The 21,888-nt window shown below is 60.2% G+C and carries 15 protein-coding genes; 14 read left to right on the forward strand and 1 reads right to left on the reverse strand.

Translation table 11 applies throughout. From position 1 onward, the window contains the following. Positions 1–44 precede the first annotated feature (44 nt). The 6 genes from flgH to CLU80_RS21505 all read left to right on the forward strand — a co-directional run bounded on the left by flgH (position 45) and on the right by CLU80_RS21505 (position 10,513). Positions 45–740: a flagellar basal body L-ring protein FlgH gene (flgH, locus tag CLU80_RS21480; protein ID WP_034153262.1), complete on the forward strand. Its 696-nt coding sequence runs from the start codon at positions 45–47 to the stop codon at positions 738–740. Positions 741–767: 27 nt separating this feature from the next. Next, positions 768–1,856: a flagellar basal body P-ring protein FlgI gene (locus CLU80_RS21485; RefSeq protein WP_177413072.1), complete on the forward strand. Its 1,089-nt coding sequence runs from the start codon at positions 768–770 to the stop codon at positions 1,854–1,856. 11 nt (positions 1,857–1,867) lie between these two features. Next, entirely contained in the window at positions 1,868–3,160 is a 1,293-nt protein-coding gene (gene flgJ / locus CLU80_RS21490) for a flagellar assembly peptidoglycan hydrolase FlgJ (protein ID WP_099758332.1), read from the forward strand. A gap of 24 nt (positions 3,161–3,184) precedes the next feature. Next, a complete protein-coding gene (gene flgK, locus CLU80_RS21495; RefSeq protein WP_093439590.1) occupies positions 3,185–5,230 on the forward strand; it encodes a flagellar hook-associated protein FlgK in 2,046 nt (681 codons plus the stop codon). Positions 5,231–5,243: 13 nt separating this feature from the next. Beyond that, positions 5,244–6,812: a flagellar hook-associated protein 3 gene (locus tag CLU80_RS21500; protein WP_099758333.1), complete on the forward strand. Its 1,569-nt coding sequence runs from the start codon at positions 5,244–5,246 to the stop codon at positions 6,810–6,812. Between the two features lie 107 nt (positions 6,813–6,919). Then, entirely contained in the window at positions 6,920–10,513 is a 3,594-nt protein-coding gene (locus CLU80_RS21505; protein ID WP_099758335.1) for a glycosyltransferase, read from the forward strand. 673 nt (positions 10,514–11,186) lie between these two features. Here the strand turns inward: CLU80_RS21505 and CLU80_RS21510 are convergent. Next, positions 11,187–12,328 (reverse strand): IS3 family transposase gene (locus tag CLU80_RS21510; protein ID WP_286079704.1). Its coding sequence is split into 2 segments (ribosomal slippage): positions 11,187–12,067 and positions 12,067–12,328, totalling 1,143 coding nucleotides; the frame shifts between segments, so codons are not numbered across the junction. Between the two features lie 293 nt (positions 12,329–12,621). On the opposite strand from CLU80_RS21510, the gene rfbF reads away from it, so the two are divergent. Genes rfbF through CLU80_RS21550 form a run of 8 tightly spaced genes read left to right on the forward strand, consistent with a single transcriptional unit; the run spans position 12,622 to position 21,879 of the window. Beyond that, on the forward strand, positions 12,622–13,395 hold the full coding sequence (gene rfbF / locus CLU80_RS21515) for a glucose-1-phosphate cytidylyltransferase (RefSeq protein ID WP_093439605.1): 774 nt from the start codon (positions 12,622–12,624) through the stop codon (positions 13,393–13,395). Continuing rightward, a complete protein-coding gene (rfbG, locus tag CLU80_RS21520; protein ID WP_099758336.1) occupies positions 13,377–14,459 on the forward strand; it encodes a CDP-glucose 4,6-dehydratase in 1,083 nt (360 codons plus the stop codon). Before rfbF ends, rfbG begins: the two co-directional genes overlap by 19 nt. Next, complete coding sequence (locus CLU80_RS21525; protein WP_099758337.1) at positions 14,456–15,016, forward strand: dTDP-4-dehydrorhamnose 3,5-epimerase family protein; 561 nt, start codon at positions 14,456–14,458, stop codon at positions 15,014–15,016. The genes rfbG and CLU80_RS21525 overlap by 4 nt, the downstream gene beginning before the upstream one ends. Continuing rightward, the gene (locus tag CLU80_RS21530; RefSeq protein WP_099758338.1) at positions 15,013–16,239 is read left to right on the forward strand and encodes a class I SAM-dependent methyltransferase; all 1,227 of its coding nucleotides are present in this window, start codon (positions 15,013–15,015) and stop codon (positions 16,237–16,239) included. Before CLU80_RS21525 ends, CLU80_RS21530 begins: the two co-directional genes overlap by 4 nt. Beyond that, on the forward strand, positions 16,236–17,087 hold the full coding sequence (locus tag CLU80_RS21535) for an NAD-dependent epimerase/dehydratase family protein (protein ID WP_099758340.1): 852 nt from the start codon (positions 16,236–16,238) through the stop codon (positions 17,085–17,087). The genes CLU80_RS21530 and CLU80_RS21535 overlap by 4 nt, the downstream gene beginning before the upstream one ends. Further along, positions 17,084–18,154 carry a class I SAM-dependent methyltransferase gene (locus CLU80_RS21540; protein ID WP_093439628.1) on the forward strand — a complete coding sequence of 357 codons (1,071 nt, stop codon included), beginning with the start codon at positions 17,084–17,086 and terminating at the stop codon, positions 18,152–18,154. The genes CLU80_RS21535 and CLU80_RS21540 overlap by 4 nt, the downstream gene beginning before the upstream one ends. Positions 18,155–18,171: 17 nt before the next feature. Further along, positions 18,172–18,909 carry a cephalosporin hydroxylase family protein gene (locus CLU80_RS21545; protein ID WP_093439633.1) on the forward strand — a complete coding sequence of 246 codons (738 nt, stop codon included), beginning with the start codon at positions 18,172–18,174 and terminating at the stop codon, positions 18,907–18,909. Between the two features lie 54 nt (positions 18,910–18,963). Beyond that, complete coding sequence (locus tag CLU80_RS21550) at positions 18,964–21,879, forward strand: TIGR00180 family glycosyltransferase (RefSeq protein ID WP_099758341.1); 2,916 nt, start codon at positions 18,964–18,966, stop codon at positions 21,877–21,879. The last annotated feature ends 9 nt before the right edge of the window (positions 21,880–21,888 follow it).

Below are 21,888 nucleotides of genomic sequence, written 5' to 3' on the forward strand. Positions count from 1 at the left end.
ATGAGGCGGCCATGAGGTCGCCTGCAACACCGTGAGGTAGGGTCATGAATCGCTTTGTATCTGTTCTGGCATTGAGTGGGGTCGTCTCGCTCGCGGGCTGCGTCGCTCCGACGCCCAAGCCCAATGACCCTTACTACGCCCCGGTGTTGCCGCGCACGCCGTTGCCGGCTGCCGCCAATAACGGCTCGATCTATCAGGCCGGCTTCGAGCAGAACCTGTACAGCGACCGCAAGGCCTTCCGGGTCGGTGACATCATCACCATCACCCTGAACGAGAAGACCCAGGCGAGCAAGAACGCCAACTCGCAAGTGGCCAAGAACAGCAAGACCGGTATCGGTCTGACCTCGTTGTTCGGCGGCAGCGGTACCACCAACAACCCGTTGGGCGGTAACGATCTGAGTCTGGACGTTGGCTACAGCGGCGACCGCGCCACCAAGGGCGACAGCAAGGCCGCGCAGGGCAACACCCTGACCGGTTCGGTCACCGTGACTGTGGCCGACGTCTTGCCCAACGGCATCATTGCTGTGCGCGGTGAGAAGTGGATGACCCTCAACACCGGTGATGAGCTGGTGCGGATTGCCGGTCTGGTGCGTGCCGATGACATCGCCACTGACAACACCGTGTCGTCGACTCGTGTTGCCGATGCGCGCATCACCTACTCGGGCACCGGCTCGTTTGCCGATGCGAGTCAGCCAGGCTGGTTCGACCGTTTCTTCCTCAGCCCGCTGTTCCCTTTCTAGGTGGCGACTTTGAATTTCAAGAGCCTCATGCTCGCTGCGGCGCTGATGTCCGCAGCCTTTGCTGCCCACGCCGAGCGGCTGAAAGATATCGCCAGCATTTCCGGCGTGCGTTCCAACCAGTTGATCGGTTACGGCCTGGTGGTCGGGCTTAACGGCACCGGCGACCAGACGACGCAAACCCCGTTCACCCTGCAAACCTTCAACAACATGCTCTCGCAGTTCGGCATCAAGGTGCCGCCGGGATCGGGCAACGTGCAGTTGAAAAACGTTGCGGCGGTGTCGATCAGTGCCGATCTGCCTGCGTTCGCCAAGCCGGGTCAGCAGGTCGACATCACCGTGTCCTCGATCGGTAACTCCAAGAGCCTGCGTGGCGGCACCTTGTTGCTGACCCCGCTCAAGGGTATCGACGGCAACGTCTACGCCATCGCTCAGGGCAACCTGGTGGTCGGCGGTTTTGATGCCGAAGGGCGTGACGGTTCGAAGATCACCGTCAACGTTCCGTCGGCCGGCCGTATCCCGGGCGGTGCGTCGGTAGAACGTTCGGTGCCGAGCGGTTTCAACCAGGGCAACAGCCTGACGCTGAACCTCAACCGTTCCGACTTCACCACCGCCAAACGTATCGTCGACAAGATCAACGACATGCTTGGCCCTGGCGTTGCGCAAGCCATCGACGGCGGTTCGATCCGTGTCACTGCGCCGCTCGATCCGAGCCAGCGCGTCGACTACCTGTCGATCCTGGAAAACCTCGAAGTCGATCCGGGTCAGGCGGTGGCGAAAGTCATTATCAACTCGCGTACCGGCACCATCGTCATCGGCCAGAACGTGAAAGTGTCGCCAGCCGCCGTGACCCACGGCAGCCTGACCGTGACCATCACCGAAGACCCGATCGTCAGCCAGCCCGGCCCGCTGTCCAACGGCCAGACCGCTGTCGTGCCGCGCTCGCGGGTGAATGCCGAGCAGGAAGCCAAACCGATGTTCAAGTTCGGCCCTGGCACCACCCTCGACGAAATCGTCCGTGCGGTGAACCAGGTCGGCGCGGCACCGGGTGACTTGATGGCGATCCTTGAAGCACTGAAGCAGGCCGGCGCGTTGCAAGCCGACCTGATCGTGATCTGAGGCCGACCATCATGGATATGCGCAAGAGCGGTATGGTCAGCAGCAGCGATTCGGGTTCCTACTCGGACCTCAATCGTCTGAACCAACTCAAGGTCGGCGACAAGAACAGCGATGCGAACATGCGCAAAGTGGCGCAGGAGTTCGAATCGCTGTTCCTTGGCGAAATGCTCAAGTCGATGCGCTCGGCCACTGAAGCGCTGGGCCAGGACAATCCGCTCAACACGCCAGCGGCCAAGCAGTATCAGGAAATGTACGATCAGCAGTTGGCCGTTTCCATGTCTCGCGAGGGCGGTGGTATCGGTCTGGCTGACGTGCTGATGCGTCAGATGTCGAAGAACAAACCGATGGCGCCGGGCGAGGCTGCTGCCGCGTCCGCGGCCAAGCAGGAAGAAGCCAAGGCCAAGGCCGCTGCCGTGGTGACGCCGATTGCCGCGGGAACCGTCGCCACCAATGGCCCGTTGTCGCGCCTCAATGGTGAGCGTCCGCTGTGGGCCTCGCGTTCGGTGAATGCACCGAACACCGATATTTCCCACCGCAATGACATGGCGTTGATCAATCAGCGTCGGCTGGCCTTGCCGCCGAAACTGGCCGATCGTTTGCTCGCAGGTCTGGTGCCGTCGGCGACGCCGGCGGCCGCCAATCAATTGCCGCAGCGTGCGACAACCGCTGCCACCACTGGCGCCGGCCCGTTGTACAACGGCGACTGGCTGGCCCGCGCCGAGACCGAGAAGGCCTCGGGCGGGCAGATGCAGATCTACGGTCGCGCCATGGCGCAGATTCCACTGGCGCCGGCGAAGAAAGCTTTCAGTTCCGCCGACGAATTCGTCAACACCATGCTGCCGATGGCCAAGGAAGCGGCCGACCGCATCGGCGTCGATCCGCGTTATCTGGTGGCACAGGCGGCGCTGGAAACCGGTTGGGGCAAGTCGGTCATGCGTGCCCAGGATGGCAGTAGCAGCCACAACCTGTTCGGCATCAAGGCGAGCAGCAACTGGAAGGGTGATTCGGCCCGGGCGATCACCAGCGAGTTTCGCAATGGCGAGATGGTCAAGGAGACGGCCGAGTTCCGTTCCTACGCCTCGTACAAGGACAGCTTCCACGATCTGGTGACTTTGCTGCAGAGCAATAATCGCTATCAAGATGTGCTGAAGTCTGCCGATAACCCAGAACAGTTTGTACGCGAGTTGCAGAAGGCCGGTTACGCCACCGACCCGAACTACGCAAGCAAGATTTCGCAGATTGCCAAGCAGATGAACAGTTTCCAAAACTACGCTGCGGCGGGTGTATCCACCACGCCTTTATAAGGCACAAGGTATAAGGTCTGAACCATGAGTTTGCTCAATATCGGGATGTCGGGACTGTCGGCCAGCCAGTCCTCTTTGGCTACGACAGGCAACAACATTGCCAACGTCGACACCGCCGGTTATTCACGTCAGCAAACCGTGCAGGGCACCAAATCCTCGCAGCAGTTCGGCACCGTGTTCATCGGTACGGGCACGACCCTGGCCGACGTGCGCCGGGTGTATAACTCTTACCTGGAAAGCCAGCTGCACACCGCTACTTCGCTCGACAGCGAATCGGCTGCTTACCTGGCGCAGGCCACACCGCTGGACTCGATGCTGTCGGACACCAACACCGGCCTGACCGGTGTGCTGCAGAAGTTCTTCACCACGATGCAGGGCGTTTCGACGTCGGCGACCGATGACACCTCCCGCCAATCGGTGCTGACCGGTGCGCAGGCGCTGACCAGTCGCTTCAATACCATCGCCAAACAGCTCAACGACCAGAACACCACCATCAACGGCAGCCTTGGCGACATGACGGCCCAGGTGAACAAACTGGCCACCTCGATTGCCAACCTGAACCAGAAAATCGGCGAGATCTCCACCAGTGGCGGTGCGCCGAACGATCTGCTCGACAGCCGCAACGAAGCCGTGCGCCAGCTCTCTGAGCTGACGGGTGCACAAATCGTCGAGCGTGGCACCAGTTTCGACGTCTACATCGGTAGCGGTCAGCCGCTGGTGATCGGCAACACCACCAACACGCTGAGCATGGTCGCGAGCAAAGACGACCCGTCGCGCATGGCCATCCAGATGGATCGCGGTTCGAGTACCATCGACATCACCTCGGCGATGAGCGGCGGTGAAATCGGCGGCCTGCTGACTTACCGCAAAGAAGTCCTCGACCCGTCGCTCAACGAGCTGGGCCGCGTGGCGCTGGTGATCGCTGATCAGGTCAACAGTCAGCAAGCCCAGGGCATCGACAAGAACGGTGACTTCGGCGCGGCGATTTTCAACAACATCAACAGTGCCGCGCTGATCAGTTCGCGCAGCATCGCGCAGTCGGGCAACAGCACCGGTTCGGGTAACCTCGATGTCACCATCAAGGACACCGGCAAGCTGACCACCAGCGATTATCAGGTGACGTTCACCAGTGCCACTGACTACACGGTCAAGCGCTCCGACGGCACCGATCTGGGTGCGTTCAGCACGACGACCAATCCACCTCCAGTGATCGACGGTTTCACCCTCGCGCTCAAAGGTGGTGCGTTGAGCGCTGGTGACAGCTTCAAAGTCACGCCGACCCGCAATGCGGCGGCGAGCATCCAGACAGTGCTCACCGATCCGAAGAAAATCGCTGCGGCCGGTCCGTTGACCGGTGTGGCGAGCGCCAACGGTCTGGGCACTTTCACCCAGCCGACGCTCAACAGCAAAATCGATATCTACAACCCGACTGCCCAGGCTGACATGCAAGCGGCGCTGAAGAACTCGACGCCGGTCAAACTGGTGTTTGGTGCGGTCACCGGGGGCAGCCAGTCCTACACCTTTGTGGATGCCAAGGGCGGCCTCATCAGCAGCGGCACTATCGTTCCCGGTCAATCGAACACGCTAGACCTGAAAGTCGGCATCGTCGATGCCAGCGGCAACCCGGTGATGGACACCAGTGTTACGCCGAACGTGCAGAAGACATTCTCCGTACAGACCACCGTTGGCGGCACGCCGAAGTCCGGCGAAACCTTCACCATGAATCTCACCGGTGCGGCGTCTTCGGACAACCGCAACGCGCAATCGCTGGTCGCCCTGCAAACGGCGCAGACCGTCGATACCGGTTCGGCGAGCAAGGGCATCAGCCTGACTGACGCCTACAACAAGCTGGTGACCAACGTCGGTACCAAAACCGCCCAAGGCAAGTCCGACAGCGCCGCGACCTCGGCGATTCTGGATAACGCCAAAGGCGCGCGCGATTCGCTGTCCGGGGTCAACCTGGATGAAGAAACCGGCAACCTGGTCAAATATCAGCAGTACTACACAGCGTCTTCGCAGATCATCAAAGCTGCGCAGGAAACTTTCGCCACGCTGATCAACAGCCTTTAAGGAGTCGTAATTCATGCGCATTTCCACCGCCCAGTATTACGGCACGCAAGCGTCGGACTATCAGCGTAACTTCAACAAGGCCGTCGCCACCGCCAGCGAGGCGAGCAGCCTGCAGCGCATCAATACCGCCGCCGATGATCCGATCGGTGCCGGGCGCTTGCTGCAACTGGGCCAGCAGGCCGCGATGCTCGATCAGTACAAGACCAACGTCGACAGCACCAAAAGTGCATTGACCGTGCAAGAATCCACGCTGGATTCGATCACCACCGCGTTGGCCCGCGCCAAGGAACTCGCCCTGGCCGCCAACAATGGCACGGCCACCGACAAGGACCGCCAGGCTTACGCTTCGGAAATGGGCCAGATCCAGCAACAAGTGCTGGGTCTGATGAACGCCAAGGATGCCAGCGGCAACTACCTGTTCTCTGGTTCGAAGACTGACACCGCGCCGTATTCGCAGAATGCCGACGGCACCTACAGCTACAACGGTGACCAGACCACGATCAATCTGGGCATCGGCGATGGCATGACGATCGGCACCAACACCACCGGTTGGGCTGCTTTCCAGCAGACCATCAATACCGCGCGTACCAACGTCGCCATGACCGCACCGGCAGTGGATGACGGTCGCGTCGTACTGTCCAACGGCACGATCGGTACCGTAGCCACTTACAACTCCAAGTTCACCGCTGGCCAGCCGTATACCGTCAGCTTCCTCAGCAGCACCCAGCTGAAAATCACCGATGCCCTTGGCAACGACGTGACGGCTGAGGCGAGCCAGAACGGTTTGGTCAGCAACAGCAGCGGTGCCAACCAGACGGTCAGCTTCCGTGGCGTCGACATGAAGCTGAACATCAACCTGAAGGCTGGTGATACCAACCCGGACGCGGTCATTGCCGGCCACAGCTTCCAGTTGTCCACCGCGCCTGACTCGTTCACTACCACGCGCAGCCCGGGTAACCCGTCGACCGCCGTGATTACCGGTTCGAGCATCACTGACCAGGCAGCGTACACCGCGGCATTCCCGCAGGGCGGCGCCGTTCTCAAGTTCACCAGCGCCACCGCATTCGATCTGTATGCTGCGCCGGTGACTGCGGACAGCAAACCGGTGTCCTCGGGCACTGTGGCCGGTAGCAACGCCACGGCGGCAGGCGTGACCTTTGCTCTGGGCAGCGCACCGGCCGCGGGTGATCAGTTCTCGATCCGCCCAAATGATCACCAGACCCAGAACGTGCTCGACACCCTCGGTCAGATGATTACTGCTCTGAATACACCGATCGATGGTGATCCGGTGGCCAAGCAGAAATTCCAGGGCGCCATGGAGGCGGGCCTCGGCAACATCGACGCGGCCAACAATCAAATCGGCGCTGCGGTGACCGAGATTGGTGCCCGTGGTCAGGCGCTGGAAATGCAAGCCACCACCAATGACAGTCTGAGCACCGCGAATACCACCACGCAAGGTTCCATTCGCGATTCGGATCCGGCTGAAGTGATGACGCGACTGACCCTGCAGCAGACCATGCTGCAAGCTTCGCAGCTTGCGTTCAGCAAGATCAGCCAGTTGGGTCTGTTCAACAAGATCTGATCCTCAACGGGCGCGTAAGCGCCCGTTTACCCTGCCACTCAGTCATGTTTTTAGCGGTATCAAGGGCTCGCTTTTCCGAGCGGGCTCGCACCGCCTGTGAGCCCGCCGTGAATTCACTCCCTCTTGTCAGTCTTGTCATTCCCGCCTTCAATCCGCGCTTCTTCGAGCGGACGCTGAACAGCGCTGTCAGCCAGAATTACGCCAATCTTGAAATCATCGTGTGCGATGACAATCGTGGCGACGAGATTGAAGACATCGTTACGCGGGTGACGGAGCAGACCGGCTTTGCCGTGCGTTACGTGCGCAACCCACGAACGCTGGGACTGGTCGGTAACCTGAAGGCCTGCCTTGAGCAAGCCCGGGGCGAGTTCATCAAATTCCTGTGCGACGATGACCTGCTGTATTCGGCCTGTATCGAACAGCAAGCCCACGAGCTGCGGCGTGACGAAGTCAGTCTGGTGGTAGCGCAACGGTTGTTGTGGGATGCCAACGACATCATCCTGCCCGCACGTCTGGAAAACAGCTCATTGTCGCCGGCCAGTGGCTTGCTCAAAGGCGACGATGTACTGAGCATCTTTGAAAAATTCCCGGTCAACGTACTGGGTGGATTCAGTAGTGCGCTGTTTCGCCGTAGCGATGTTGTGGAGCTTTTGCCAGCCTTGACCGAGGAGGGTGCCTGCTTCGTTGCGACGCTGGATTTTGCCTTGTACGTCTGTCTGTTGCGGCGCGGCAATCTGGTGGTCTCCAACAACGTACTGAGTGCCGAGCGTCTCTACCCCGAGCGTCTGAGCGCGCAGCAACCGATGAAAGACGCGGCGGAGATCGAGCGCGAGTGGATCTCGCAAATGCTCAAGGTCCGCAGCGGCGAGTCGGCACCGGCGCCGGGCTGGGTGCGTTATGTGCCGTTGACCAAGGCCGATGAGACACCTCGGGTCTGGGAAGAACTGCCGCTGAGCCGTACCCTCGGCACCAAGCAGAGCCGTCAGGAGCTAGGGGTCGGAGTCGACAGCTTCAGTTTTGGCGAACTCTATGCACAATGGCTGGCGGTTCGGGTGTTGACCGAGGCGCAGCGCCAATGGCTGCCGGAAACCCTCGCTGGCTGGCCGTACCGACCGCGCATCGTACCGATCATCATTGATCCCCAAGGCAGTCGCGATGGCCTGAAGCGCACCCTTGCGGCACTCGCCGCTCAGGATTACCCGCCGGAGCTGGTTCTGGTGCTGTCCACGGCTTGCAGCGAGGCGAAGCTGGACGATCGGGTGTTCCACATGCCGTTGCAGGGTGACGGCCTGGAGCAGATCAACGCTCTGCTGCCGCAACTGGAAGGCGCCGACTGGTTTTATCTGTTGCAGCCAGGTGACTGCCCGGTGGCGCCAGCATTGTTGGTGATGGCCGATCGCATTGCGCACGCAAGCTCATTGACATGCCTGTACAGCGACGAAGGCAGTCTGCGCGATGGTGAGTCGGCCGAGCCTGCGTTCAAGCCGGATTTCAACCTCGACCTCATGCGCAGCTACCCTTACGTCGGGCGTGCGCTGGCGTTCCAGCGCGAACGGTTCCTGGCGCTTGGTGGTTTTACCTCGACGTTCGCCGAACTCGCGCCCCACGATGTGCTGTGGCGCATGGTTGAAAGCGATGGCCTGCAAGTGGTCGGGCACATTGCTGAAGTGTTGCTGGAGTCGAAATTCGATCTGTCGCAATGGCTCACTGATCCTGGCGTTGCGCAGCAAAGTCCGCGAATCCTCGAAGCGCATCTGCAACGCCTTGGCATCGCTCACGACATTCGCGACCGTAACGGCGGGCTGCTCAATCGTGTCGACTATCACCATGCCCGGCGCCCATTGGTGTCGGTGGTCATTGTCACGCAGGACCAGACGGCTGCCTTGCAACGCTGCGTCGAGACATTGCTGGAAAAGACCGACTACACCGAGTACGAATTGCTCTTGGTCGATAACGGCAGCGAAAGCGCTGAAGCGTTGGCTTGGCTGGACGGTATGGCACAACTGGGCAGCGAGCGGATTCGCGTGCTGAGCTACCCGCAAAAGGGTAACGCGGCAGCGGTGCACAACTATGCCGTCAGCCAGGCGCGCGGTGAGTATGTGTTGATGCTCAACGCCTTTGCGGTGATCACCCGGAACGACTGGCTCGACGAACTGCTCAATCATGCGCAACGCCCGGAAGTCGGGGTGGTTGGCGCCAAGCTGTTCAATCCGGACGGCGGCGTACTGCACGCCGGGCTGATTCTTGGCTTGAACGGGCCGGTCGGGTTGCCGTTCTATGGCCAGCCGATGCAGTCGGAAGGGTACATGCATCGCCTGCAGGCGGTGCATGACCTGAGTGCCGTCGGCGGTGATTGCCTGATGATTCGCAAGTCGGTGTTCGAAGCTGCCGGCGGGCTGGACGAGCAGGACCTCAAACAAACGCTCAATGTCGTGGACCTGTGTCTGCGCGTTGGCCGCGACGGTTATCTGGTGGTGTTGAACCCCAATGCGATCCTGGCTGTGGGTGCGCGGCCAAATGCGATGGCGACACCGGAGGAAGAAGCGCTGCACACCGAGGAGCGGGAGACGTTTTACCAGCGCTGGTTGCCGCTGGTGGCGCGAGACCCGGCCTACAACGTCAACCTGACGTTGCAGGGCGTGGGCGCCACCAACTTCAGTCTGGAGCCGGGTCTGCGTACCGGATGGAGTGCGTTCTCCAAGGCACAGCTGCCCAATCTGCTGGTGGTGCCGATCAATGCTTCAGCTATTGGCCATTACCGCATGAGCCAGCCGATGATCGAGCTGGAAGCGGCCAATCGGGCGGAAGGGCGTATTTGCTACGGCTTGCCGTCGATCATCGACATCGAACGTCAGTCGCCTGATGTGATCGTTCTGCAAGGGCGCTACTCGGAGTACGCCATCGATGAAATCCCACCGCTGAAAAAGTACTTCAACGCTCGACGGATCTTCGAACTCGACGACTACGTCATTGATGTTCCCCACCGCAATGCGCACATCCGTAACATGCCGAGCAAGCAGGATATGGAGCGCATGGTGCGGCGTGCGATCGGGCTGTGTGATCGCGCGGTCGTATCCACCGCACCACTGGCTAATGTGCTGTCGGACATGCACCACGACATTCGTGTCGTCCCCAACATGTTGGCCAAGGACTTGTGGGGCCACCTGCGCAGCCAGCGTCGGACCTCGAAGAAACCGCGGGTCGGCTGGGGCGGCGGCACCAGTCACCACGGTGATCTGGCGGTGATCGCCGAGGTCGTTCGTGAACTGGCCAATGAAGTCGACTGGGTGTTTTTCGGCATGTGCCCGGATGATCTGCGGCCGTACATGCATGAGTTCCATGGTGTCATCGGTCTGGACGTGTACCCGGCAAAACTGGCCAGTCTCAACCTCGATCTGGCACTGGCGCCGCTGGAATTCCATATCTTCAACGACTGCAAGAGCAACTTGCGGCTACTGGAATACGGCGCCTGCGGTTACCCGGTGATCTGTACGGATACCGAGGCCTATCGCGGTTATTTGCCGTGCACGCGGATCAAGACCAACAGTACGGATGAATGGCTGCAAGCGATCCGTATGCACTTGGCCGATCCGGATGCCAGTTATCGCATGGGCGATGAATTGCGTGAGGTGGTGTTGCGCGATTACGTATTGCGCGGCGATAACTTGCGCTACTGGGAATACGGCTGGCTGGCGGATTGATCGAGCCGGGCTTGGCGGCCTTTGGGCCGACCAGGCTCTTGGGGTTTTGGGGGTGTATCCGTTGCTGCGGGGGTTGCTGATTAGGGTTCCGCCCTTACGGCGGGTCACTTTTTACAAACGCCTAAAAAGTAACCAAAAACGCTTGCTCCTGCGTACGGCCCGCTCGCTGGGGCTCGGGGTTCCTTCGCTGCGGGATCGATCCGGGCGCAGCGCCTACGGTTTGCTTCGCTGCACCTCCTCTCGCTGTGTTTGGCTTCGCCAAACGGTCGCTGCGCTCCCACGCCCGGATCAATCCCTCCACTCAGCCTTCCGACGTCGCCCTACAGATCAAGAGCTGCAGCCGAGCTAACGCTCATCCTGTTGAGTGGTGAGGAGAGGGGCGTGGTCGGCTTTGGATTTGTGGTGGGTTTTCCCCTCATCGGAACGCCGCCCGCCCAGCCCTCTCCCGAGGGAGAGGGAGCCGATTTGTGGGCCTTTCAAAACCTGAGCTCGACTCGGTATTTCACGTCGGCGTAGCTCTCCCAAACACCTCGGTCAGTCCCCTCTCCCTCCGGGAGAGGGTTAGGGTGAGGGGCTTTTGATCTGTTTCAGAATCTGAGCTCGACTCGGTCTTTCACGTCGGCGTTGATCTGGTCAAACGATACTGGACACGGTTATAGGGTTTTACCCTTTTTCATGCCGCCAGGGCCTCCATGTCCACCGGAGTTCGGTAGCCATTGTGACTGTGCAGCCTGATCCGATTGTAATAATGGGTCAGGTAGCGCAATACATCGGTACTGGCCTCATCTTCGTTTCGGTAGCCAGCCTTGGGTATCCATTCAGATTTCAAACTGCCAAAGAAACGCTCCATCGGGGCGTTGTCCCAGCAGTTTCCTCGTCGACTCATGCTTTGTTTTATGCGCATGTCCGCCAGCGTTTCACGAAACACTTTACTGCTGTAATGACAGCCCTGATCCGAATGGAACATTAGGTTTTCAGGGCGTCCTCGCGACTCGAAAGCCATCTTTAACGCTCGACAGGTCAGAGCTGAATCCGGACTTCTGGACATCGCCCAGCCGACGATGCGGCGGGCATGCAGATCAAGTACAGCAGCCAGATAAACCCAGTAAGTACCGGCCCAAATGTAAGTTACGTCGCCACACCACACTCGATTGGGGGCCTCGACATTGAATTTACGCTCCAAATGATTGGGGGCGTATTGCGCCTCCGCACCGCTGGGTTTGTACCGATGCCTGCGCCGTTGCTGGCTCTTCAAACCGAGCTCGCGCATCAGGCTACGAGCCATGTAACGACCTACCGACTCTTTTTCGTTACACAGCGCTTTTGACAGGCTGCGCGCGCCCATTGAGCCGCGACTTTGCTCATGTAATTCGGCAGCCTTGATCTTTAGGCGATCGCGTCCGACATGCACTTTCGCCCGCTGTTTCAGACGCTCGTAATAACTGCTGCGGTTGATACCAAACACGCCACACAACTCGGATCTTGGATATTGCTCGCTTAACTCCTCGACCAGCCTTACCGATCGAGGGAATCCGACATCAAGAGAGCTGTAGCCTTTTTTAAAATTTCCTTCTCGCGCTCAATCCGTCGAATTGTTGCTTCCAGTTCCTGGATGCGTTGTTGGTCAACGGTCATGGCCTTGGACTTCTCAGGCGTCTTGCCGCTGCGCTCCGCACGCAGTTGCTCAACCCAGCGGCGCAGAGCTGTAGGGCCCACGCCCATTGCTTCGCAGGCTTCACTCACCGAATAGTCTTTATCCAAAACCAGGCAAGCCGCATCCCGTTTGAAATCTGTCGAAAAATATCTTCTGGTCAAATCACACCTCTTCGTTGGGCGTAGATTAACGCCCTTTAGGGGTGTCCAGAATCATTAAGCCAGATCACGTAGCTCTCCCAAACACCTCGGTCAGTCCCCTCTCCCTTTGGGAGAGGGTTAGGGTGAGGGGGCTTGTGGAGCTGGCGCGTTTCCTGCAAGTCCCCTGTAAATCGCCATAAAACGAGCGCTCGCGGTCACTCCAGCGGCGCCCGGAGCGGCAAAAGGTTTAGCCAGACGGCCCGCAGCGCTCAACAAAGCCATGCGCAGCCCGGTGAAGAACAAGAGGGGAGACGATGAAGGCAGTTATTTTGGCGGGTGGCCTCGGCACGCGCATCAGTGAAGAGTCGCACCTCAAGCCCAAGCCAATGATCGAGATCGGCGGCAAGCCAATTCTCTGGCACATCATGAAGCAGTATTCCGCCCACGGAATTCACGACTTCGTGATCTGCCTCGGCTACAAGGGCTATGCGATCAAGGACTTCTTCGCCAACTACTTCCTGCACACCTCTGACGTCACCTTCAACATGCGTGAAAACCGCATGGACGTGCACCAGAATTACAGCGAGCCGTGGAGCGTCACGCTCATCGACACCGGTGAGGAAACCATGACCGGTGGTCGTCTGCTGCGTGCCGGCCGTTACCTCAAGGATGAAGAGGCGTTCTGCTTCACCTACGGCGACGGCGTTTCCGATATCAACATTGCTCAACTCGTGGATTTCCATAAAGGCCACGGCCGTCTCGCGACCGTCACTGCCGTGCAACCGCCGGGCCGCTACGGCGCGCTTGAGCGTCAGGGTGATCAAGTGCTGGGCTTCACCGAAAAGCCTCGCGGTGACGGTGGCTGGATCAATGGCGGCTTCTTCGTGCTCTCGCCGAAAGTGCTGCCGTACATCGCCGATGACGCCACCACTTGGGAAGCCGAACCGCTGGCGCGTCTGGCCGCGGACGAACAGTTGAAAGCCTTCGAGCACGAAGGCTTCTGGCATCCGATGGACACCCTGCGCGACAAGAACCATCTCGAAGCGCTGTGGCAGAGCGGGGAGGCCCCATGGAAGCAATGGGCCTGAGTGCGGATTTCTGGCGCGGCAAACGCGTCCTCGTCACCGGACACACCGGTTTCAAAGGCAGCTGGCTGACCCTGTGGCTGCAAAGCCTCGGCGCGCAAGTCAGCGGCTTTTCCCTGGATCCGTCGACTGAGCCGAGCTTGTTCGAACTTGCGCAGGTGCATGAGGGCATCAACGATCAGCGCGGTGATCTGCGGGATCTCGGTGCCTTGCTGGAAATCATCGCCGACACCGAGCCTGAGATCGTTCTGCACCTGGCGGCTCAGCCGTTGGTGCGCGAAGGCTATCGCGATCCGCTCGGCACGTACTCCAGTAACGTCATGGGCACGCTGAACCTGCTCGAAGCGATTCGTCAGGTCGGTTGCGTGCGCGCCTGCGTGCTGGTGACCACTGACAAGGTCTACGCCAACAAGGAATGGCTGTGGCCGTATCGCGAAGACGAAGCCCTTGGTGGCCACGATCCTTACAGCAGCAGCAAGGCCTGCTGTGAATTGCTCGCACAGTCGTATGCCGCGTCGTTTTTCCCGGCGGACAAGTACGCCGAGCACGGTCTGGCCCTGGCCACCGCGCGCGCTGGCAACGTCTTGGGCGGCGGCGATTTTGCCCCGGAGCGCCTGATTCCCGACGTGCTCAAAGCGTGGAGCGCCGACGAACCGGTGACCCTGCGTTATCCGCAAGCCGTGCGCCCGTGGCAGCACGCGCTGGAGCCGCTGGCCGGTTACCTGCAACTGGCCGCCGGTCTCTACGAACAAGGCCCGGAATACGCCGGGGCATGGAACTTCGGCCCGGGTGAAGCGGACATGTGCAGTGTCGGCGAAGTGGTCGAATTGCTCGCCAGCCGCTGGCCGCAGGCGTGCGGTTTGCGCATCGAAAAAAGCGAACTGCACGAGGCCGGCCTGCTGCGTCTGGACAGCAGCCGCGCACGCCAAGTACTTGGCTGGCATCCGCGCTGGACCTTGCAACAATGTCTGGCCCAGACCCTCGACTGGCATCTGGCGTGGCAGAACGGCGATGACATGCGCAACGTCACTCTCGGCCAACTGAACCTGTACCGAGGCGCGTTGTGAGCGAATTCTCCCTGAAGGCATTGCCGCTGGCCGGACTGTTCAGCGTCCAGCACAAACGTTTCGAAGATCAGCGCGGACACTTTGCCCGGCTGTTCTGCGAAGGCAGCCTGAGTGCGTTTGGCAGTGAGTTCCATATCCGTCAGATCAACCATTCCTGCACCCGTGAAAAGGGCAGTGTGCGTGGTCTGCATTATCAGAATGCCAATGCCCCGGAAGCCAAACTGATCACTTGCCTGCGCGGTGAAGTGTGGGACGTGGCGGTGGATCTGCGCCCTGACTCCGAGACTTTTCTGCACTGGCACGCCGAGCATCTGAAGGTTGGCGACGGCCGCAGTCTGTTGATTCCGGCCGGGTTCGCCCATGGTTTCCAGACCCTCACCGAAGACGCCGAACTGCTTTACCTGCACAGCGCCGATTACGCGCCGGAGCACGAGGGCGGGCTGTCGGTGAATGATCCACGGCTGGCGATTGCCTGGCCGTTGCCTGTCAATAATTTGTCAGCGCGTGATTCCAGCCATCCCGCGCTCGATCAACACTTTGCTGGAGTGCGTCTATGAACTGCCGTGGGTGCGCCGCACCGCTGAGCCTGCCGCTGATCGACCTCGGCACCTCGCCACCGTCCAACGCCTATGTGCACGCTGATCGTCTTGAACAGGCTGAGCAGTGGGTGCCGCTGAAGGTCGCGGTGTGCCAGCAATGCTGGCTGGTACAGACCGAGGATTACACCAGCGCCGACAGCTTGTTCGACGCCGAGTACGCCTATTTCAGTTCGTTCTCCAGCACCTGGCTGGCCCATGCCGAGCGCTATGTCGCCGAGATGGTCGAGCGTTTCGGCCTGACCGCCGACAGCCGTGTGGTTGAAGTCGCCGCCAACGACGGTTACCTGCTGCAATACGTCGCCGCTCGCGGCATTGCCTGCCTGGGCGTTGAACCGACGCGCAGCACTGCACAAGCGGCACGCGAAAAAGGCCTGGAGATCCGCGAACTGTTCTTCGGTTGCGACACTGCTGCGCAACTGAAAAGCGAAGGTTGGGGCGCTGACCTGATGGCGGCCAACAACGTGCTCGCCCATGTGCCGGACATCAACGATTTCCTCGGTGGCTTCGCGACGCTGCTCAAGCCGACCGGCGTCGCCACCTTCGAATTCCCGCAACTGCTGACGCTGATGGCTGGCGCGCAGTTCGACACGCTGTATCACGAACACTATTCCTACCTGTCGCTGACCGCCGTGCAGACCCTGTGCGAGCGCAATGGTCTGGAAGTCTTCGACGTCAGCCAACTGACCACCCACGGCGGTTCGCTGCGGGTGTTCGTCCAGCGCAAGGACGGTGAACGCCGCGCGGTTCAACCAGCGGTGCAACAACAGCTGCAAGCCGAGTTGGAGGCCGGGGTAAAAACCGTCGAGTACTACGCAACCCTCGCGCCTGCCGCTGAACGCATCAAGCATGACTTGCTGCGCTTTCTGTTGCAGGCCAAGGCCGACGGCAAGCGGGTAGTCGGTTACGGCGCGGCGGCCAAGGGCAACACCTTGCTCAACTACGCCGGGGTCAAACCGGACCTGCTCGCCTGGGTGGCTGATGCCAACCCGCACAAGCAGGGTAAATTCCTGCCGGGCAGTCGCATTCCGATCGTTGCGCCCGCGCAGATCGACATCGAAAAACCGGACTACGTGCTGGTGCTGCCGTGGAACCTGCTGCACGAAGTCAGTCAGCAACTGGCGCAAGTGCGTCAGTGGGACGGCCGCTTTGTGATCGCCGTGCCCGAGTTGAAAGTGCTGTGAAGGTACTGGTTACCGGCGCTACCGGTTTTGTCGGCCGCCATCTGGTTGCGGCGTTGCTGGCCCGTGGCTGCGAGATCCGCGCCGTGGCGCGCAACGCAGAAACCGCGCAAGGCATGCCGTGGATCAACGACGTCGAGTTTGTGAGCGCGGATATTCACGCCGCCGATCTCGATGTCGCTGCGTTGACCGTTGGTATCGATGCGCTGGCGCATCTGGCCTGGCCGGGCTTGCCGAACTATCGGGCGCTGTTCCATTTCGAGCACAACCTGATGGCCGATTACCGCTTTATCAAAAGCGCGGTCGAGGCGGGCGTGCAGCAGGTGCTGGTCACCGGCACCTGTTTCGAATACGGCATGCAAAGCGGTCCGCTCAGCGAAAGCTCCGCGCCGCAGCCGAGCAACCCTTACGGTCTGGCCAAGCATACGCTGCACCTGTTTTTGCAAAACCTGCAGCAGGAACTGCCGTTCACGTTGCAGTGGGCGCGCTTGTTCTATCTGCATGGCGAAGGGCAGAACCCCAACAGCCTGTTGGCGGCACTGGACCGGGCGATCGATACCGGTGAGGCGTCGTTCAACATGTCGGCCGGCGAGCAGTTGCGTGATTTTCTGCCGATTGAAAACGCTGCCGGTTACCTCGCCGCGATCCTGCAACGACACGACTTCGACGGCGTGATCAATTGCGCCAGCGGCCAACCGGTGTCGGTGCGTTCATTGGTTGAACAGCGCCTGCGCGAACGTGGCGCGACACTGAATCTGAACCTCGGCCACTACCCATATCCGACCCACGAACCCTTGGCGTTCTGGGCGGTGACCGAGCGCTTGCAACAGTTATTGGGAGAGCCGCAATGAGGCACGAGTTGTACCGGGTCACCGACCTGCCGGTGCTGCAGAATCGCACCTTTGCCGATCCCGCGTCGGCGCAGGCCTCGGCCAGTGCCGACATGCTGTTGGTGCAGGACGAGCGCAGCGGTCTGATCTTCAACGCGGCGTTCGACGCCGACAAGCTCAGCTACGACGCCGATTACCAGAACGAGCAGGCGCATTCCGGCCAGTTCCAGAAGCACTTGAGTGACGTCGAAGGCATCATCGCCAAGCACTTCAAGGGCCAGGAGCTGATCGAAGTCGGCTGTGGCAAAGGCTATTTCCTGGAATTGCTCAAGGGCCTCGGCTATTCGATCACCGGCATTGATCCGGCGTACGAAGGCGAGAATGCCGACGTGATCAAGGCACCTTTCACACGGGGCCTGGGTCTGGCAGCGGACGCCATCGTCCTGCGCCATGTGCTGGAGCACATTCAGGATCCGGTCAGTTTCCTCGCGGAAATGGCCAACGCCAATCAGGGCGGACAGATCTACATCGAAGTGCCGTGCTTTGACTGGATCCTCGAGCACAAAGCCTGGTTCGACCTGTTCTACGAACACGTCAATTATTTCCGTCTCGATGACCTACGCCGGATGTTCGGCACTGTGCACGAGGCCGGTCACCTGTTCGGTGGCCAATACCTGTACATCGTCGCCGACCTGTCGACCTTGCGCCTGACTCCGGATCAACCGGTGCCGCGCCTGAGCCTGCCTGACGGTTTCACCGCCAGCCTCGATCGCGCCGTGCAGATCATTCAGTCCGCCCCCGAGCAGGGTTCGGCGATCTGGGGCGCTTCGTCCAAAGGCGTGATCTATTCGCTGTTCCTGCAACGTGCCGGTGTGGCGGTGGATCGTGTGGTGGATATCAATCCGGCCAAGCAGGGGCGTTATCTGCCGTTGAGCGGCGCGCGGGTGTCCTCGCCGCAAGAGGCCATGGACGCGCTGCCCGAGGGCGCCAACCTGTTTGTGATGAATTCCAATTACCTCGAAGAGATCAAGCGGATGACCGGTGGACGCTACGTCTATCACGCCGTCGACAGCGCTTCGTTTCAGTGACCCTTGAGATTATTAAAATGACCGACAACAGCATCAACCAAGCCTTCGAAGCCGAGTGCCGGGAACAGATTGCCCAGCAGGGTGACGACCAGAAACTGACGGGTCTGGCCCGCGATTTCTTCAACGAATCGGCCAAGCACAAATACAGTTACCACTTCTCGTGGATGGGCCGTCCGATCATCCAGTTGCCACAAGACATGATGGCCATGCAGGAGATCATCTGGCAGGTCAAACCGGATCTGGTCATCGAGTGCGGCATCGCCCACGGCGGTTCGATTATCTACTACGCCTCGTTGCTGGAGTTGCAGGGCCACGGCGAAGTGCTGGGCATCGACCTCGACATTCGCCCGCACAACCGCGAAGCGATCGAAAGCCACCCGATGGCCAAGCGCATCAAGATGATCGAAGGCTCGAGCATCGACGCCGGCATTGCTGCCCAGGTGCAGGCGGCGGCCAAAGGCAAGAAAGTCATTCTGGTTCTGGACTCCAACCACACCCACGATCACGTACTGGAGGAGCTGCGTCTGTACGCACCGCTGGTGTCGGTCGACAGCTACTGCGTGGTCATGGACACCGTGGTTGAAGACATGCCGGCCGATTTCTTCCCGGATCGTCCGTGGGGCCCGGGCGACAACCCGAAAACCGCCGTGTGGAAATACCTGGAAGAGAACCAGGATTTCGAGATCGACCAGCAGTTGCAGAACAAGCTGTTGATCACCGTGGCGCCGGACGGCTATCTGCGTCGCGTCCGTTAATTCGCAACATCACCAAGCGTTGTTTCGGCGAGTCGCCGGTTGTGGAGAGAAGTTATGCAAGGCAAGTACAGTTCTGAACTGGCGGTACCGCTCGAAGAGCTATTGACCGTCGTCCTGATTACTCACAATCGGCCGGCGTTTTTGCGCCGGGCGGTGAAGTATTACAGCAGCTTGCCCTGCAGAATCATGGTGCTCGATTCGACACTCGAACGACCTGAAGGCGACTTTGACGCCGTCGATTACCACCATGTGCCGCAGTTCGCCTACTGGGGCATGCAGGCCAAACTGGCGTATGGCGTGGAGAAACTGACCACGCCATACATGGTGCTGGCGGCCGACGACGATTTCATCCTGCATGATTCGCTGGCAGAGTCCGTCGGTTTCCTGCATGCCAACCCTGATTACGGGATGTGCCACGGCTATTGCCTGATGTACCTGTCATTGGCTCATGGCGTGAACTACTACCGCCGCGACAAGAAAGTCCAGGAAGACTATGCGTCCGAGCGGGCGCAAGAGCGCGTCCTCGATTACATGAACCAGTACATCCCGCCGTTCTACGCGGTGACCCGTACTGATCTGATGAAAAACTGGCACTCGGCGTTGCCGCCGGGGACCAATTTCCAGTGGCAGGAAATCGGCCACGTCTACTACCTGCTGGCCAGTGCCAAGGCCCGCATCCTGCCGATTCCGTACGTGGTGCGCGAGATCAACTACGGTGTCTCCGAGCACAATACCGATGTGTATCACTCGCTGACCTACGTCGACGCCAAATCGGTCGCCGAACGAGAGGCGTTTGCCGAGTTTCTCGTCTCGTTGCCTACCGCTATCGAAGGGCTGGATGCAGGGCAGGCCAAGGCCTTTGCCCTGGAGAGTTTCGAGGCAATGGCCGACAGCCTTAAGGCCGGGCGGGCGCTGACTGCCGAGCTGATTATCGAATCGACCTGGAACCAGGAACTGAAGGCGCCGGATCGTCGTTTTGGCCCGCTGCAGTACGTTGAAATGCCGTTCTACAACCAAGCATTCTTTGAGCGTCTGGAGCAGTTCGAATTCATGTTGCACACCCTGCCGGCTGGTCGCATGCAACTGGAAGGACTGGAAGGCGTGTGGGCCCGGCAAGCGCACCTGTTGCAGGCGCGCAATAACGACACGGCGGAAAGTGTGGTTGACCGGTTATGGCAGGCCCATGATCTGAATGCGTTCAACCTGACCGTGGTCAAACGTCTGGCGACCCAACTGGACATCGTCGGCGACGAAAGCGCTGCGCAAGCCATGCGCGAGTGGATCGCCCGTCTCGAAGCGCTATTGGTCGAAGATCATCAGCCAGTGTTCGGCAAAATGAAGTCCGGTCGCCTGTTGCAGTGGCTGGCGGCTCGCGCGCCGGCGATCGAACAACTCGAGTCGATAGGCCAACATCTGGCGACTGAGGGCGGTGGCCCGCAATTCGGCATTTTCCTGCTCGATCTGGACAACGACATCGACAAGTTGCAGGTGTCGCTCGACAGCCTGCTGGAAGGTCACTGCAAAGCGTTCAGGATTGTCGTGTTCACCACCGGCGAAGCACCGGCGGCGACGACGGCACAAAACACCCTGCACTTTGTTCGTGTCACCCAAAGCAACTTTGTCGACAAGCTCAACCAGAGCGCTCAGCAGTCGCCAAGCGATTGGTTGCTGCTGGGTGAGGCGGGTGACCAGTTCACCGCCAGCGGCCTGTTGCGCGCCAGTCTGGAGCTGATGTCGGCCGAAGGTGTGCGTGCGGTGGCCACCGATGAAATCCAGCGCAAGGACAATGGCGCGCTGGTTGACGTGTTCCGTCCGGGTTTCAACCTGGATCTGCTGCAAAGCGTGCCGGCACTGATGGCGCGCCATTGGTTGATCCGCCGCGAAGTGTTGCTTGAAGCCGGCGGATATCAGGCTGACTTCAGCAAAGCGCTGGAATTCGACCTGCTGTTGCGCATCATCGAGCAGGGTGGCCTCGACGGTCTGGCGCATCTCGACGAGCCGTTGCTGATCACTCAGGCGGCAGAGCTTGAAGAAAACGCCCACGAACGTCAGGCGTTGCTGCGTCATCTGGGCAATCGCGGCTACAAGGCCAAGGTCACGTCGACGGCGCCGGGCACCTGGCAAATCGATTACCGTCACACGGAACAGCCGCTGGTTTCGATCATTGTGCCGGTCATCGATGATCTGCCAGTGCTGCGCCGCTGCCTGGAAGGCGTGCTGCTCAGAACCCGTTACAGTCGTTATGAAGTGTTGCTGGCGGCAAACGCCAATCAGTCGGCAGCGGTCAACGACTGGCTGGGCACGCTGCGCCACGCCAAAGTCAATGTGTTGCGTGCCGATCACCCGCTGAGCGAAGTCGCGCTGTACAACGCCGCCAGCGAGCAGGCTCAAGGTGAGTATCTGGTGCTGTTGGCCGCAGACAGTGAAGTCGTCAACCCGAACTGGATCGATTCGCTGCTCAACCACGCCCAGCGTCCGGAAGTGGGCATCGTCGGTGCGAAATTGGTCGACCGTGACGGCAAGGTGGCCCAGGCCGGCTTGATTCTTGGCCTGAACGACGGCGTGGGTTCGGCCTTCATCGGCGAAAGTCACGCAGCAGACGGCTACATGCATCGCTTGGCCGTCGAGCAGAATTACTCGGCCGTGTCGAAGGTCTGCCTGATGGTGCGCAAAGAGCTGTTCAACGCGCTTGGCGGGCTGGATGAAGTGACGTTCGTCGAGGGTTATGCCGATGTCGATCTGTGCCTCAAGGCGAGTCAGGCCGGCTACCTCACCGTGTGGACGCCGTTGGTGCAGGTGCTGCATACCGGCGAGTTGCCGCAGGCGCCAGAAGCACTGGCGGCACTGCGTGAAAAATGGAGCGCCGTCTTCGCGCAGGATCCGGCTTACAACGCCAACCTGGCGCTGAGCGGCAAAGGTTTCACCCTGGGTGAAAATGCCTCGGTCAACTGGGCACAGTTGCTCGCTTAAGCGCGCCGG

Origin of the sequence: Pseudomonas sp. 29, assembly GCF_002754355.1 — a bacterium.
Taxonomy (GTDB): Bacteria; Pseudomonadota; Gammaproteobacteria; order Pseudomonadales; family Pseudomonadaceae; genus Aquipseudomonas; species Aquipseudomonas neuropathica.